Genomic DNA, 15344 nt, shown 5'->3' with positions numbered 1-15344 from the left:
ACTCACAGTCAATTATGTTTGGCCTGAGACCCGGTTTTTCCGCATGAGTCTGCGGTAGACACTGCGCGCCATGCAATCCAACCGGAGTTTCATCCCATGCCCATCGCTTTGTTCGCGCTAACCCTCAGCGCATTCGCCATCGGCACGACGGAGTTCGTCATCGTCGGCCTCATCCCCACCATTGCCGGAGACCTCGGCGTCAGCCTGCCCTCGGCCGGGCTGCTGGTCAGCCTCTACGCCTTGGGCGTCGCGGTCGGCGCCCCGCTGCTTACCGCCCTGACCGGCAAGGTCCCTCGCAAGCTGTTGCTGCTGTCGTTGATGGTGCTCTTCACCGCCGGCAACCTGCTAGCCTGGCAGGCGCCGGGCTACGAGTCGTTGATACTGGCGCGCATCGTCACCGGCCTCGCCCATGGCGTGTTCTTCTCCATCGGCTCGACCATCGCCACCAGTCTGGTCTCGAAAGAAAAAGCCGCGAGCGCCATTGCCATCATGTTCACTGGGCTCACTGTCGCGCTGGTCACCGGCGTACCGCTCGGTACCTTCATTGGCCAGCAGTTCGGCTGGCGGGAGACCTTTCTCGCGGTGTCGCTGCTCGGCGTGATCGCCTTCATTGGCAGCCTGCTCTTCGTGCCGCGCAACATTCAGCACAGCAAACCCGCTTCCCTCGTCCAGCAGCTGGCCGTACTGAAACAACCCCGCCTGCTCCTGGTCTATGCCATGACCGCGATCGGCTACGGCGGCACCTTTATCGCGTTCACCTTCCTCGCGCCGATCCTGCAAGAAATCAGCGGCTTTGGTGAAGGCGCGGTGAGCCTGGTTCTGCTTGTCTATGGTGTCTCGGTGGCTGTGGGCAACATCTGGGGCGGCAAACTGGCCGACCGCCGCGGGCCGATCAGCGCGCTCAAACTGATCTTCACGCTCCTAGCGGTCGTGCTGTTCGCCCTCTCCTTCACCGCCGGCAATCCCTGGCTGGCGCTGGCCACCGTACTGCTCTGGGGCGTCGTGGCCTTCGGCAACGTGCCCGGCTTGCAGGTCTACGTGGTGCGCCAGGCCGAGCACTACACACCGAAGGCTGTGGACGTCGCCTCAGGCCTGAACATCGCCGCTTTCAACCTCGGCATTGCCGGTGGGGCATGGCTCGGCGGACATATCGTCGCCTCCATGGGTCTCATCCATACCGCTTGGATCGGCTCGCTGGTGGTGCTGGCTGCCCTGACGCTCACCTACTGGAGCGGCCACCTGGATCGCAAGGCCGGTACAGCACCAGCCCATACCCCAGGTACAGATACGCACGAGCCAGTGCTTACCGCCTCGCAGTGACTTCATCAAAGAACCTACAGGAGAACGCTCAATGACCATTCCTGCATTCGGCCTCGGCACCTTCCGCCTCAAGGGTCAGCAAGTCATCGACTCAGTGAAGATGGGCCTCGAACTCGGCTACCGCCACATCGACACCGCGCAGATCTACGACAACGAAGCGGAAGTCGGCCAAGCCATTGCAGAGAGCGGCATCCCGCGCAACGAGCTATTCGTGACCACCAAGGTCTGGACGAGCAACCTCAGCGCCGACCGCCTGATCCCCAGCCTTGAGGAAAGCCTGAGCAAACTGCGCATGGAACAGGTCGACCTCACCCTGGTGCACTGGCCGTCGCCCAACGATGAACTGGCAGTCGCCGACTACCTAGCCAGGATGCTGGACGCCAAGCAGCGAGGCCTGACCCGCGCCATCGGCATCTCCAACTTCACCATCAGCCATATGCACCAGGCCATCGACGCCATCGGTGCCGAGAACATCGCCACCAACCAAGTCGAGGTGCATCCCTTCCTGCAGAACCGCAAGGTCATCGAGTTCGCCCGCAGCCAGGGCATCCACATCACCGCTTACATGCCGCTCGCCTACGGCAAGGTGATGCAGGACGAGGTGCTGCAACGCATCGGCGAAGCCCACAACGCCAGCCCCGCGCAGGTCGCCCTCGCCTGGCTACTGCAACAGGGCTTCGCCGTTATCCCCTCCTCCACCAAGCGCGAGAACCTCGCCGCCAACCTCGAGGCGCAGAAGCTGCGGCTGATGGACGGAGAGATGCAACAGATCGCCGAGCTGGACCGTAACGAGCGCCTGGCCAACCCCGGATTCGCGCCAAAATGGGACTGATCGACAGCGCACCGGCAACCGCCGGACCGGCGGCATAAGCATTTGAAAAAGCAGGTAGAAAAAGCGCATCAGGAGGGTTGACACACAACCGCGCGGCGCGAATAATGCGCGCCACTTGGCTACGTAGCTCAGTTGGTTAGAGCATAGCATTCATAATGCTGGGGTCCGGGGTTCAAGTCCCTGCGTAGCCACCAAATTCAAGAAAGGGTTCAGCGAAAGCTGAACCCTTTTTTTGTGCCTGCCGTTTAGCCAACCGCACCGAGAGCACCATGAGAGACAGCTTCGACAACATCCGCGCCGAGCGCGAAACGCCCTACCGCACCACCTCAGCAACCCAATCCAATCAATACGCCGGGCTTTGGAAACAGATCGCCATCGGCATCGTTGTCGGGCACCTGTCGTTGGGGTTGATGGGTGCGGTGGTCTGGATGGTGGCGGCGCAGCTGCTGGTTGGGGATTTGCAGATCCTTGTGCCGTGGGCGGGGAAGCAAGGTTAGGGAACCATTGCAGGGCGCTACTAGCGCATCGTTACTCGAAAATAAGTGTCCGTTTTCCACTTCACTTGCCCCCAATGTTTACTCGCGGAATGGGCCTGTCTGCACATGGAAAGCAATGCACGAGCGCCAGCGCGTGAAATGAAGAAGCGCTCGACCGTTCTGCTTTTGACTTACCAGCCGTACATGAATGGTTGCGCGAGTCTTGGCGGCCCTCTTCGTGCCGGTGCTACAGTTCGGCACCCATACTGTTCATCCAAAACCACGTAGCGAGGCCCTTATGCTCAACCATGTGATGGTCGGTTCGAATGATCTCGAACGGTCGAAGCGGTTCTACGATGCAGTACTCGGCGTGCTCGGTGCTGGCGAGCCGATCCGAAACACCGGCCCCACCGGGCATACCCGCCTCTTCTACCGGCACGACGGCAGCTTGTTCGGCGTCACTGAACCTATCAACGGTGAAGAAGCCACCGTCGCGAACGGCGGTACGATCGGCTTCAAATGCAGCTCACCCGAGCAGGTACAGGAATTTCACGACGTCGCGGTCGCCCACGGAGGCACCAGCTGCGAAGACCCGCCGGGCTTGCGCGAAAGCAGCCTGGGCGCAATGCATCTGGGCTATGTTCGCGACCCCGACGGCAACAAACTGTGCGCCATCTATCGCGCTCCCTAAGCGTCAACCCGGCGCCACACGACCCACGTTCGGCGTGAGCCTGAACGGCCAAGCAATCCTCAAGCGGGGCATTCGGTGTACTGACGAAACAACGCGGAACGTCTCGCATCATCTCGCTCCGGTCGCCCCCGGCACGCAGGGTCAGCCTTGTAAGCCTTTGCCTTATTGTTTCGCCTGTTGTGCCGTTGCGCTGCAAGCTGTGGTGCGGGTCGCCAGCAACAACCCGGCGAAGATCAGACCGCCGCCGATCCAGTGGAACGTCTTCAGGCCTTCTCCCAGCAGCAGCCAGCCAAGAATTGCAGTGAACACCGGCATGAGGTAGGTAGCCATTGCCGCCCGGGCGGCGCCGACGGTTTTCACGCCATGATTCCAAGACAGGTAGGCGACCAGCGAGGCGAATATCGCGGTATAGGCGATCACCGAGAGGTTAGCCAGGCTTGGTGTAAAGCCGCCGACACGGGCGAGCTCGAGCAGGTAAAACGGCAGGATAAGGGGCGTGCCCAGCGCCATCAGCACGCCGAGCAAGGTAAGCGGTGGCAGTTGCAGAAAGCTGGCCCAGCGCCGCAATGACAGCGTGTAGAGCGCCCAGACCAGTACCGCCACGAGCATGATCAGATCGCCAGCCTGGAATGCCAAGCCGGTGAAAGCCACCCAGCTACCGCGGCTGATCAGGTAAACGAGGCCGCCTGCGGCGATCAGCATGCCGAACCAGGCGCGGCGCGCGGGCCACTCCCCCAGGAGCAGCCCGCCGCCAATGAAAGTAAACAGCGGCAGACAGGTGTTAACCAACGTCAGGTTGATCGCTTCGGTGCTCTGCGCTGCAGTGTAGAGCAGTGAGTTGTAGCTGCTGACACCCAGCGCGGCGACGACTGGCAGGCGCCAGCCTGCAGCACGAAGCGTGGCGCGATGGGCCCAGATCGAGCGCGCCACAAAGGGCAGGAGCAGGCAAGTCGCCAAGACCCAGCGCCAGAACGCCAGGGTCAGCGGCGGTATGGCGTCGTGAAACGCGCGCGCCACGAGTGCATTGCCGCTCCAGCAGAGCACCGCCAATAGCAGGCCACCAAAGGCCCATCCCTGATGGCCTCGCATCAAACGGCTCGGTTCGGGCGCAGGCGATACTGCGGGGGCAGCTGGTCAAGCCCGCTGACGGTGACGTTGAGATTCTTCCAGATGCCGTCTTTGATGCCATAGATGCAGCCATGCACCGACAGCGGCTGGCCGCGGTGCCACGCATTCTGGACGATGCCGGTGTGGCTGACGTTGGCGACCTGCTGGATGACGTTGAGCTCGCACAGCCGGTCGACCCGCGCCTCCTCGTTGGGAAAGCCAGCCAAATGGTCACGGTGCTCGTAGTAAAGGTCGCGGATAGTACGCAGCCAGCCGTCGATGAGACCCAGCTGGTCGTCCCGCATCGAGGCGCGCACGCCGCCGCAACCATAGTGGCCGGTGACGAGGATGTGCTTCACCTTCAGCACGTCCACCGCGTACTGGATCACCGACAGGCAATTGAGATCGGTGTGCAGCACGACATTGGCGACATTGCGGTGCACGAACAGATCACCGGGCAACATGCCGACGATTTCATTGGCGGGCACTCGGGCGTCCGAGCAGCCGATCCAGAGGTATTCGGGGACCTGCTGCTTGGCCAGCTTGGTGAAGAACTCAGGATCCTCGTCAAGGATGGCCTCGGCCCAGCGCGCATTGTTATCGAACAGCTGTTGAAGATCGTTGCTCATCGCCTGCCCCTTACATTCGGACCCGCACGTTACGAACCGCTCGGGTTTTTGACAAGCACGCGAGCCCCAACCACCCTCGGCTCAGACCGTGAACAAGGGATTCGATGGCACCTCTGCACGCGGCCTGGATGAAAACGCGCGTAGATCTCTAAGGAAATTGTCTCGCCAGGCATTGAGGTCCGCCGCCCGTATTGCACGCATCATGTGCTCGTAACGATCCTTACGCTCGGTCAGCGACATGCGCATCGCTCGGTCGAGCGCCTCGGCCATGCCGATGCAGTCGTAGGGGTTGATGATCAGCGCGGAGGTGAGTTCGCGCGCCGCACCGGCGAAACGAGAGAGCACCAGCACGCCGGGGTCTTCCGGGTCTTGCGAGGCGACATATTCCTTGGCGACGAGGTTCATGCCGTCGCGCAGGGGTGTGACGAAGCCAATGTCGGCCTGACGGAACAGGCCCATCAGCGTCCGACGATCATGGCTCTTGTTGAGGTAATGAAGCGGCGTCCAGTCCAGGTCCGACAACCAGCCATTGATGTGCCCGGCCAGGCTTTCGAGTTGCTGACGGATGGTCTGGTACGTCTTCACATCAGAGCGAGAAGTGGGCGCAATCTGGATGAAATCGACAGCGCGACGGTGCTCGGGGTAACGCTCCAGAAAGGCCTCGTACGCTCTGAAACGCTCCAGCAGCCCCTTGGAATAGTCGAGCCGGTCTACGCTGATGATCTTCTTGCGGGCCACGTCGGTCGTGCGCCGCTGATGCCGTGGCCCCACCTTCGCGGTTTCAGCGAGCTGCTGGATCTCGTCCGGCACCACGCCAATCGGGTACACCCCAGCCCGGAAGTTCTGCCCGTAAGCCGTTAGGCTGCCGTCCGATTCGAGGATGCCGCGAACTTCGCGAGTCATGTAGTCCTGGAAGGCCAGACGGTCTGTTTCGGTCTGGAAGCCGATCAGGTCGTAGAAGCACAGCGTCTTGAGCAGCTCGTTATGCGGCGGGATGACGGTAAGGATTTCCGGCGGCGGGAAAGGAATGTGCAGGAAGAAGCCGATGCGGTTACGAATGCCAAGTTGACGGCAGGCCTCGGCGAAGGGAATCAGGTGGTAGTCATGAATCCAGATGATGTCGTCGGGCTTGAGCAGCGGCTTAAGTTTTTCCGCCAACATGGCGTTGACCCGTCTGTACCCTTCGTATTCCTGGCGGTTGTAGCGGGCAAGGTCGATGCGGTAATGAAAGATCGGCCACAGCGTGGCGTTGGAGAAGCCCCGGTAATACTGGTCATAGTCCTGTTTGGTCAGGCCCATCGTCACGTAAGTGATATTGCCGACCACCTCGGTATTGGTCTGCGGCGTGCTGCTGACGTCGCCGCTCCAGCCGAACCAGATGCCGCCGGCCTGTCGCAACGCATCGTAGACGCCGACCGCAAGCCCGCCCGCGGCGACCTTCCCCGCCTTGATTGGCGCTACTCGGTTGGAAACCACAACTAGTCGGCTCATGGGCAGTTCTCGCTTCAGTCTGGTTGTGTTGGATGTGCTCGCTGCTCGGACAGGGCCTGTTGCAGCTGGTCGAGCCAGTCGGCGACCGCCGAAACCGATTCGAGGCGGCCGGTGGCCTCCGTTTCGCCGCTGCCGACCTTGATGCTGACGCCACCCAGTTCATTGACGACGGCGAAACCGGCTTCATCGGTCAGGTCATCGCCGACGAAAACCGGCCTGTGATCGGCGAATGGCGGCTCCTGCATAAAGGTGCGGATGACCTCACCCTTGCTGGCACCGCGCGGCTTGAGTTCGAACACGCATTTACCTGGCTGCAGCGCCAGTACGTCGCGATAGCGGTTGACGAAATCCTCGGCGAGCCACCTGGCCACGTCTTCCAGATGCGGTGCCTGGCGAAAATGCAGAGCGAAAGCGACGCCCTTGTTTTCCAGGTCGAGGCCAGGCTGTTCGGCACACGCAGCGGCCAACTCTTGCTGAATGGCGTCGAATACCTGGTCATCGAGCGCCAGGTTTTGCATCGCTCCACTGGCCGGGCGTCGCTGCGCACCGTGCACACCAGCCGCCGGTAGCACCAGTGGTTGTAGCAGCGCATCAAGCTGTTCGATCGGGCGTCCTGACACCACGGCCACCGGGACGCCCCTCTCATGCAGGTATCGCAATGCAGCCAGTGAGCGGGGCGGGATGAAGACGAGTTCAGGGCGTGGCTGGATCTCGGCAAGCGTGCCATCCACATCGAAGAAAAAGGCGCAGCGGTGCGGTGCTAGCGCAGGCAGATCGTTTTGTTTGCTCATGGGTTGTGAGACTCCCGATCAACGGCAGTGGTTCGCGTTTTTTTCCGCCCAACGGCCGTCTCATTGCCGCATGCAGTCCCCTTCCCGCCGATACGGACCGGTTAGCGGCGTGCCTGAATCTTCCTATCCGGGCCGGGTCACAACCTGCAAGACGAAGGTTCAAGCAGGAGGTTGTCATGAACGATCGCAAGCCCTACACACCCCAGGAAATCGACGACACCGAAGACCGCATGGGTTCTATCGAGCAGCTCGATTTTGACCAGCACCGCGACGACCGCAAAGGCCGGATTGGCGATGAAGTCCCGGCGCAAGAGCTCGAAGACGAATTCCCGCCGGAGCGCGTAGCCGAGGCCGGGATGACCACCGGAGAAGTGCCTGGCGGCCAGCCGACGATGGACGACCTGGCGCCTGAAACGCAGATTCCCGACGACGGCGCGCGGTCGCCGCACGAACGCGGCCATGGGGGGCCGGTAGACCAGGACCTGAGTGTCGTCTCGGAGCATGAGATTGGCGCCGACGTGGAGTTGGACGAGGCCGAAGCGGCCCGCTACGACCCGTTGGATGGCAAACCGTGGGATGGTCCGGCCGATGGCGACCCGGACACCGGGTTAGGCGGCGGCGATGCCGTTCTTCATGAGAACGACGACGTGCTGGATGACAACGAGCTGGAAGGCGACGCCCCGCTCGACTCTGGTCGTGACAGGGCCCCTTAACGACTGTGGCCGGCAGCGGCCTGCCCAACTGGCGAGGCCGCTAGCCGTCTAATCGATGAGCGTACAAGCCATCACCAGCGCATCCTCACGACCATCGGCCGCCGGATAGTAGCCGCGCCGCCGGCCCACCTCATTGAATCCGTAACGCTCGTACAGCCGATAGGCTGCTGCATTGCTCGCGCGCACTTCCAGAAAGCACTCCCGGCCGCCGCGAGCCTGGGCTCGCTGCATGAGGTGGTCAAGCAGGCACAAGCCGAGCCCGCGCCCCTGGCTTTGCGGTTTGACGGTGATATTCAGCAGATGCGCTTCGTCGAGGATCACATTGATCACGCCATGCCCAACCTGCTGTTCACCCTCGAACATGACCCAGCACTCGTAGGTCGTCAGGGCATCGGTAAAAATGCCGCGCGTCCACGGATGACTGAAGGCCGCATACTCAATTTTCAGCACGGTTTCGAGGTCCGCCGGGGTCATCGGGCGGAAGCTCACTGCATCATTCATCACGGCGCTCATAAGCCCATCACCCAACGCGGCATGCTACGCCGCATGGCCTGCCACAGCTGTGCTTTGCTATCAGGCTGCTCCATCAGCTGCTCGAGTCCAGGCATGGTCAACGCCGGCCCGAGCCCTTCAATAGTCAGTTCGCGGAAGCAGGCGTCAGCCTCGACTTCCCCGGCGAAGCGCAGCGCTGGCGCGCCAATCAGCCAGAGGCAGGCGCAACCCATGCCTTCCAACTCGGCGGCAACGACGCCTTGGACGTAATCGCGTGCGGCGTCGGCGCCCTGGTCAAGGCTGCCGCGATGCAGCAGCGGCCAGCGAATCGGCTCACCGTCGCCGACCTGCTGGGGGCTGTCCGGCAGGCGCGCTGCTCGCAGGATGTCTTTGAGCAGGATGTAAGCCGGGTCTCGGCTCTGGAACGATTCGCCTGTGGGCAATTCGACCAGTAGAAGCACATTACCTGCGCGCATCAACTGCAACGCAAAGCGAGGCGGCGGTGCGATGGAGGGCTGCTCCGTCGCCTCTCCTTGCGATTCGTCGGCGGACACCACCGGCTTCTTGGGATCGGGCTTGGCGACACGCTGCATGGCCGCTCGCACGGCGTCCGCTGCAGGACTCGCCGATGCGGCGACCGCCTCCTCCACTGGCTGGGCAGCAGGCCTGCTCGGCTGCTCAGCAGGTCGAACCGGCACCTGGGCCGGGGCCGGCTCGGCTGGCATGCTCTCGAATTGCAGCAGCTCCAGCCGGGAGGGAGCGGCAAAGGGCAATTCGCTGCGTGGCAGCCAGACGGCTACCTGCATGGCCTCCAAATAGGCGCGGCGCCTCTGTTCGCTGATCAAACGCCTTCCACCTGCGGATGCGCCTTGGCGCCAACCTGCATGAGGTTCAGCGCGTTGAGATAAGCCTTGGCCGACGCGACGACGATGTCGGTGTCCGCACCATTGCCGTTGACGATACGCCCACCCTTCTCCAGCCGCACCGTGACCTCGCCTTGCGAGTCGGTGCCCTTGGTGATGGCGTTGACCGAATAAAGCTGCAGCGTGGCGCCAGAGCTGGCGACCGACTCGATGGCCTTGAAGGTGGCATCGACCGGCCCGGAACCTTGGGCGGATGCCGGGCGCTCGCTGCCCGCCACGTTAAGCACAATCTTCGCGTCCGGCGTCTCGCCAGTCTTGCTCGCGACTTCCAGCGTCACCAGCCGGAAATGCTCGGGTAGCTCTTCAGCCAGCGTGTCGGACACGAGCGCCTGCAGGTCTTCGTCGAAGATTTCATGCTTCTTGTCCGCCAGTTCCTTGAAACGCGCAAAGGCTGCGTTCAGCTCACCCTCTCCTGGCAGAACGATGCCCAGCTCCTCGAGCCGGGAGCGGAACGCCGCACGCCCGGAATGCTTGCCCATGACCATCTTGTTGGCGTTCCAGCCGACCGATTGGGCGGACATGATTTCGTACGTCTCGCGGTGCTTGAGCACGCCGTCCTGGTGAATGCCGGACTCATGCGCAAAGGCATTGGCGCCGACAATCGCCTTGTTCGGCTGCACCGGAAAGCCAGTGATGCCCGAGACCAGGCGCGAGGCGGCGAGGATGTGCTCGGTCTCGATGCGGGTGTGCACGTCGAGCAGGTCTTGACGGGTCTTGATCGCCATGACGATTTCTTCCAGCGCGGCGTTGCCGGCACGCTCGCCAAGACCGTTGATGGTGCACTCCACCTGGCGCGCACCGGCGACCACTGCGGCCAGCGAGTTGGCGACGGCCAGGCCGAGGTCGTTGTGGCAATGCACGGAGAAGACTGCTTTGTCGGCATTGGGGATGCGTTCGAGCAACTGGCGAATGGTATCGGCGTACTGGTGCGGGATCGCATAGCCGACGGTGTCCGGAATGTTGATGGTCCGCGCGCCGGCATCGATAGCGGCCTCGATGATGCGGCAGAGGAAGTCGATCTCGGAGCGGCCGGCGTCCTCGCAGGAGAATTCCACGTCAGCACACAGGCTGCGCGCCTTCTTCACCGCACGCACCGCCTGCTCGACCACCTGATCCGGCTGCATGCGCAGCTTGTACTGCATATGGATCGGGCTGGTGGCGATAAAGGTGTGGATGCGCCCGGAGTTGGCGCCGGCCAAGGCTTCAGCGGCGCGCTCGATATCGGCATCCACCGCACGCGCCAGGCTGCAGACAGTGCTGTCCTTGATGTTGTCAGCCACGGCCTTCACCGCGGCGAAGTCACCCGGGCTTGCGATCGCGAAGCCCGCCTCGATCACGTCCACCTTCAGCCGCTCCAGCGCCTTGGCGATGCGCAGTTTTTCTTCGCCAGTCATGGACGCACCGGGGCTTTGCTCGCCGTCGCGTAGGGTCGTGTCGAAAATGATGACGCGGTCGTTGCTGCTCATAGGACTGTCCTCACGGCTGCCGAGCGCCTCAGGCAGGGCGCTTGTCGCCTGGGGATTGTCGCGTGAAATGGACGGGGCGGGAAGGAGCAGCTGCAGGCTGCACGGCGGACGCCCCCAAGCGCACCAGGGTGGGCGCCGCAAGTCAGTCACCGAGGTATCGCCCACCTTGCCCTGTAGCGGTAAGAGTGGCTCCTCAGCTCGACGGCGCGGCGAGGTCGGCCCGGAGCGTGACGACGCGAGCGCCGCCGGCATGGCGTCAGGCGAACATTGGCGCTTTACTCGAGCTATCCAGCGCGATCGGCTCAAGAGCCGAAGTCGTTGCGTGGCTCGGTAGTCGTGGGTATGCCCCAAGCCCCACCCACCTGCTGTTGCAACAGCGAGACAAAGACCTGCGCCGGCGGGCTTAGGTAGCACGGCTTGCGCTGCAGCAGGCCGATGCTGCGCGCAGGCGCCTCGTCGAGCTGGTGCACGGCGAGGCTGCCGTCGCCGTTGAAGGTATCTGCGACGCTGGCCGGCAGCAGGGCGAAGCCCAATCCTGCACGCGCCAGCGCGGCGGCGCTGCTCATGTACGCCACTTCCCAGGCAGGATCGCGCAGCAATCCCATACGGAGCAGAGTTTCATCGGCCATGCCGCGCAGGCTGGTATCGCGGGTGGTGGCGATGTAGTCCTGCTCACGTAGCGCTGCGAGCAACGCTTTGCCGCGCAGGCGCTCGTGGCCGCGTACCAGCAGCACTAGGCTGTCGTCGTACAGCGGCTGGAAATCCAGCGCGCCGAGGTCGTCGGCCGCCGAGGTGATGGCGAAATCCACCTCGGCCGCACTCACCCACTGGCGGATTTCCCCGGCGCGACCGTCGTGCAGGCTGATGTCGATACCGGGATAGCGCCGCCGGTATTCCTGCAACACCCGTGGCAGAGGCTCGATGGCCACGGACGGCAACACAGCGATGCGCAGCGAACCACTCTCCAGATGCAGTTGCTCATGCGCGTCGTGCACGGCGTTGTCCATGTCACGCAACAGGCGGCGAGCCTGTTCGAGAAAACGCAGGCCGGCGGCGGTCAGCTCCACGCTGCGCGTGTTGCGCGCCAGCAGCGACAAGCCGAGGGCGTCTTCGAGCTTGCGCAGGCTGTAGCTAAGCGCCGGCTGTGACAGATGAACCTGCTCGGCGGCGCGACTGAAACTGCGGTGTTCGGCAATCAGGACGAAGGCCTGAAGCTGGCGAAAGCTGATGTCCATAGCTCGGCAACTTATAAAATTCTCTTATCAATTCATATCACATTTCGAATTCACAACTAAATCCACAGGCATCACCCTGGCTGCATACCTGACCGTAAATGGATCGACAATGACCACAACAGCTCATATCGGGTGCGGCGCGGGCTTCGCCAATGATCGCCCCGATGCCGCGCTGGCGCTGGCCAACGACCTCGCCGGTCGCGACGGCCGACGCTTCCTGTTCTTCGAACTGCTGGCCGAGCGCACCCTGGCCGAAGCCCAACTGCGTCGTCTCAACGATGTCCAGAGCGGCTACGCCCTGCGCCTGTTCGACTTTCTCGAACCGGTGCTGGAGACCTGCTTGGATGCCGGCATCGCCATCGTCACCAACGGCGGCGCTGCCAACCCCACCGCCGCCGCCACACGCCTGCGTCAGCAGTTGCAGGGCACGCGACACGCTTCGGCGCGCATCGCCTGCGTACTGGGTGACGACCTGCTCGACAGCGGCATCAATCTGCAGCAGTGGCTGCCCGCGCAACTCGATGGCGAGGTGGTCTCAGTCAATGTCTACAGCGGTGCCGGTGGCATCGTCCAGGCGCTGGATCAAGGCGCTGACATCGTCCTCTGTGGCCGTGTCGCCGACCCCAGCCTGGCGGTCGGACCGCTGCGCCATGCTTTCGGCTGGCAGGCCGATGACTGGGACCGCATCGCCCAGGCCACGGCAGTCGGTCATTTGCTCGAATGCTGTACCCAGGTCAGCGGCGGCTACTTCGCTCATCCCGGCCTGAAAGACGTACCGGACCTGGCCAATGTCGGCTGCCCCATCGCCAGCGTCACGGCCGATGGGCAGATCGTCATCGGCAAGGCGGCTGGCACCGGAGGTTGCGTCACCGAACGCACGGTCAAGGAACAACTGCTCTACGAGGTGCACGACCCGGCCAGCTACCTGACGCCGGACGTGGTCATGGACCTGAGCCAGGTGCGTGTCCGGCAGGTCGCAAGCGATCAGGTGGCGGTCGAGGGCGTGCGCGGCAAACCGCAGCCGAAGCACCTCAAGGGGCTGGTCGGCCTGCGCGGCAAGTGGTTCGCCGAAGCGGAGATTTCCTACGCAGGCCCTGGCGCCGTGGCTCGGGCCGCGTTGGCGCGCGACATCCTGAAGCAACGCTGCGCCAAGCTGGCGCCGCAGCTCACGCCGTGGATCGATGTGATCGGCGTCGCCAGCCTGTTCAACGACGCTGGCGGTCAGTGGCTTCAGCAGCGCCTGACTCAAGCGGTCGATTGCCAGGACGTGCGCCTGCGCATCAGCTTCCTGGATCGCGACAAGGCCCTGTTGGAACGCCTGCTGCTCGATGCCGAATCGCTCTACACCAACGGCCCCGCCGGCGGTGGCGGCGTACGCCGGCATATCGGCGAATCCCTCGGCACCGCCAGTTTCTTTATCGAGCGCACCGCGGTGCGGCAACGACTGGAGTGGTTCTGATGACCGACGTACTGCTGTGCGACTACGCCCACGCCCGCGCTGGCGACAAGGGCAACACCCTGAGCGTGGCGGTGTTCGCCTTCGCCGCCGAGCACTATGCCTGGCTGGCCCGTGAGCTGACCTGCGACCGAGTCGCCGGCTGCCTGAACCACCGCGCCATCGGCACGGTGAAACGCTACGAGCTGCCGAATCTGGGCGGCCTCAACTTCGTGGTAGAGCACGCACTGGAAGGTGGCGTCAACGCCAGCCCCGGGCTGGACCGTCACGGCAAGAGCCTGAGTTACGCGCTGCTCGGCCTGAGGCTGCCGCCTCCGGACTGAGCCGCCATTTCACCCTGTCTCCAACAATAACAACACCGGAGAGATCGACATGATCACCGCCCTGGGCTTCGGCCTGATGTTTCTCATCGTCACCCTGATCCTGCTGCGCCGGATCAGCCCGCTGGTCGCCTTCGTCACTCTGCCGGTGATCGCCAGCGCCCTCGCCGGTTTCGGCCTGGGGGAAATCGGCAAGTTCATCACCGAGGGACTGAAAGCCGTGGCTCCAACAGCCACGCTGTTCATCTTCGCCATCCTCTACTTCGGCGTCATGCGCGAGCGTGGCCTGTTCGCGCCGCTGGTCAACTTCCTGCTGCGCAGCACCGGCGGCAAGCCGCTGGCGGTAGCGGTGGTCACTGTCGCGGTGACGGCGGTGACCCACCTGGACGGTATCGGTGCAGCCACCTTCCTGCTGGTGATTCCGGCTCTGCTGCCGCTGTATCTGCGCTTGGGCATGAAGCGAGAAATGCTCCTTTGCCTGGTGGTGCTCAGCGCCGGGGTGATGAACATGGTGCCTTGGGGCGGCACCACCGCACGCGCCTCGGCGGTGACCGGCATCGACGCCTCGCTGCTGTGGGTCTCGCTGATTCCCGTGCAGGCGGTAGGCCTGGCACTGGTCATGGCGCTGGCGGTATTCCTTGGCCTGCGTGCCCAGCGCAGCTTCCATGGCCATGGCGTGGTCGCCGGCCACCAAGCCGCGCAGACTGCTGAAGCTGGCGACGACAGCCGTCAGCTGAGCCCAATGAACTGGCGCTACTGGGCCAACCTGGCGCTGACCCTGATCATCCTCGTCTGCCTGTTCACTGGCGCCTTTCCGCTGTTCGCCTGCTTCATGGTCGGCCTAGGCGTCGCCCTGGTGCTGAACTACCCGAGCCTGGCGGAGCAGAACCAGGCCGTCTTGCGCCATGCCAGCGATGCCATGCAGATGGCCCTGGTGATGCTTGCGGCCGGCATCCTGCTCGGCGTGCTGTCCGGCGCCGGCATGTCCGACGGTATGGCGCACTGGATGATCAACGTGCTGCCCGAAGGCTCGGCCAACTGGCTGCACTTGATCATCGGGGCCTTCGGCGTGCCGCTGGGCATGCTGTTCTCGCCGGACGCCTACTACTTCGCCCTGCTGCCGGTGATTCGCGACGTTGCCGTGGCTGCGGGTGTCGATGCCCAAGCCGTGGCCAGCGCCATGCTGATCGGTGAGAACACCGGCTTCGGCATCAGCCCGGTGGTGCCGAGCGTTTACCTGGCCATCGGCCTGGCCGGTGTCGAGCTGTACAAGCACATTCGCTACACCGTGCTGTGGGCCTGGGGCATCAGCTTGGTGATGCTCGCAACGGCCGTGCTGTTCGGCGTGGTCACGGTCTGAGGTTAGGTCTGAAACGAAAAAAGGATCGCCGAGGCGATCCTT

16 protein-coding genes and 1 tRNA gene are annotated in these 15344 nt (G+C 63.4%); 9 read left to right on the top strand and 8 right to left on the bottom strand.

Going from position 1 to position 15344, the window contains the following annotated elements:
- The first annotated feature begins 96 nt into the window (after window positions 1-96).
- The 5 genes from M1D78_RS04875 (at window position 97) to M1D78_RS04855 (ending at window position 3319) form a co-directional block, all read left to right on the top strand.
- On the top strand, window positions 97-1320 hold the full coding sequence (locus tag M1D78_RS04875; RefSeq protein WP_437420317.1) for an MFS transporter: 1224 nt from the start codon (window positions 97-99) through the stop codon (window positions 1318-1320).
- A 31-nt stretch (window positions 1321-1351) separates the two neighbouring features.
- Window positions 1352-2152, top strand: coding sequence for a 2,5-didehydrogluconate reductase DkgB (dkgB, locus tag M1D78_RS04870; RefSeq protein ID WP_437420318.1), 801 nt, complete (start codon window positions 1352-1354; stop codon window positions 2150-2152).
- Window positions 2153-2269: 117 nt separating this feature from the next.
- Window positions 2270-2346 (top strand) — tRNA-Met (locus tag M1D78_RS04865).
- A gap of 75 nt (window positions 2347-2421) precedes the next feature.
- On the top strand, window positions 2422-2649 hold the full coding sequence (locus tag M1D78_RS04860) for a hypothetical protein (RefSeq protein WP_437420319.1): 228 nt from the start codon (window positions 2422-2424) through the stop codon (window positions 2647-2649).
- Window positions 2650-2926: 277 nt separating this feature from the next.
- Entirely contained in the window at window positions 2927-3319 is a 393-nt protein-coding gene (locus tag M1D78_RS04855) for a VOC family protein (protein WP_437420393.1), read from the top strand.
- Window positions 3320-3481: 162 nt separating this feature from the next.
- Here M1D78_RS04855 and M1D78_RS04850 read toward each other — a convergent pair whose 3' ends face one another.
- The 4 genes from M1D78_RS04850 to otsB all read right to left on the bottom strand — a co-directional run bounded on the left by M1D78_RS04850 (window position 3482) and on the right by otsB (window position 7337).
- On the bottom strand, window positions 3482-4408 hold the full coding sequence (locus tag M1D78_RS04850) for a DMT family transporter (RefSeq protein ID WP_437420320.1): 927 nt from the start codon (window positions 4406-4408) through the stop codon (window positions 3482-3484).
- Window positions 4408-5055 (bottom strand): carbonate dehydratase, encoded by a 648-nt coding sequence (gene can, locus M1D78_RS04845; RefSeq protein WP_437420321.1) that lies wholly within the window; start codon window positions 5053-5055, stop codon window positions 4408-4410. The genes M1D78_RS04850 and can overlap by 1 nt, the downstream gene beginning before the upstream one ends.
- A gap of 81 nt (window positions 5056-5136) precedes the next feature.
- Window positions 5137-6546 carry an alpha,alpha-trehalose-phosphate synthase (UDP-forming) gene (gene otsA / locus M1D78_RS04840; protein WP_437420322.1) on the bottom strand — a complete coding sequence of 470 codons (1410 nt, stop codon included), beginning with the start codon at window positions 6544-6546 and terminating at the stop codon, window positions 5137-5139.
- 14 nt (window positions 6547-6560) lie between these two features.
- On the bottom strand, window positions 6561-7337 hold the full coding sequence (otsB, locus tag M1D78_RS04835; RefSeq protein WP_437420323.1) for a trehalose-phosphatase: 777 nt from the start codon (window positions 7335-7337) through the stop codon (window positions 6561-6563).
- 176 nt (window positions 7338-7513) lie between these two features.
- Between otsB and M1D78_RS04830 the strand changes: the two genes are divergently transcribed.
- Window positions 7514-8050 carry a hypothetical protein gene (locus tag M1D78_RS04830; protein ID WP_437420324.1) on the top strand — a complete coding sequence of 179 codons (537 nt, stop codon included), beginning with the start codon at window positions 7514-7516 and terminating at the stop codon, window positions 8048-8050.
- A 48-nt stretch (window positions 8051-8098) separates the two neighbouring features.
- Here the strand turns inward: M1D78_RS04830 and rimI are convergent, their stop codons facing one another.
- The 4 genes from rimI to M1D78_RS04810 all read right to left on the bottom strand — a co-directional run bounded on the left by rimI (window position 8099) and on the right by M1D78_RS04810 (window position 12166).
- Window positions 8099-8551 carry a ribosomal protein S18-alanine N-acetyltransferase gene (gene rimI, locus M1D78_RS04825; protein ID WP_437420325.1) on the bottom strand — a complete coding sequence of 151 codons (453 nt, stop codon included), beginning with the start codon at window positions 8549-8551 and terminating at the stop codon, window positions 8099-8101.
- Between the two features lie 8 nt (window positions 8552-8559).
- Entirely contained in the window at window positions 8560-9387 is an 828-nt protein-coding gene (locus M1D78_RS04820; RefSeq protein ID WP_437420326.1) for an energy transducer TonB, read from the bottom strand.
- A complete protein-coding gene (locus M1D78_RS04815) occupies window positions 9384-10931 on the bottom strand; it encodes a 2-isopropylmalate synthase (protein ID WP_437420327.1) in 1548 nt (515 codons plus the stop codon). The genes M1D78_RS04820 and M1D78_RS04815 overlap by 4 nt, the downstream gene beginning before the upstream one ends.
- A 302-nt stretch (window positions 10932-11233) precedes the next feature.
- Window positions 11234-12166 (bottom strand): LysR family transcriptional regulator, encoded by a 933-nt coding sequence (locus tag M1D78_RS04810; RefSeq protein WP_437420328.1) that lies wholly within the window; start codon window positions 12164-12166, stop codon window positions 11234-11236.
- A gap of 109 nt (window positions 12167-12275) precedes the next feature.
- On the opposite strand from M1D78_RS04810, the gene M1D78_RS04805 reads away from it, so the two are divergent.
- Genes M1D78_RS04805 through M1D78_RS04795 form a run of 3 tightly spaced genes read left to right on the top strand, consistent with a single transcriptional unit; the run spans window position 12276 to window position 15302 of the window.
- Window positions 12276-13625 (top strand): acyclic terpene utilization AtuA family protein, encoded by a 1350-nt coding sequence (locus M1D78_RS04805; protein WP_437420329.1) that lies wholly within the window; start codon window positions 12276-12278, stop codon window positions 13623-13625.
- Entirely contained in the window at window positions 13625-13945 is a 321-nt protein-coding gene (locus tag M1D78_RS04800) for an AtuA-related protein (RefSeq protein ID WP_437420330.1), read from the top strand. Before M1D78_RS04805 ends, M1D78_RS04800 begins: the two co-directional genes overlap by 1 nt.
- 49 nt (window positions 13946-13994) lie before the next feature.
- Complete coding sequence (locus M1D78_RS04795) at window positions 13995-15302, top strand: CitMHS family transporter (RefSeq protein WP_437420331.1); 1308 nt, start codon at window positions 13995-13997, stop codon at window positions 15300-15302.
- Window positions 15303-15344 lie beyond the last annotated feature (42 nt).

The organism is Pseudomonas sp. SA195 (assembly GCF_054131565.1).
The sequence above is the reverse complement of the archived record's forward strand: the minus strand, read 5'-3'. Positions and strand labels throughout refer to the sequence as shown.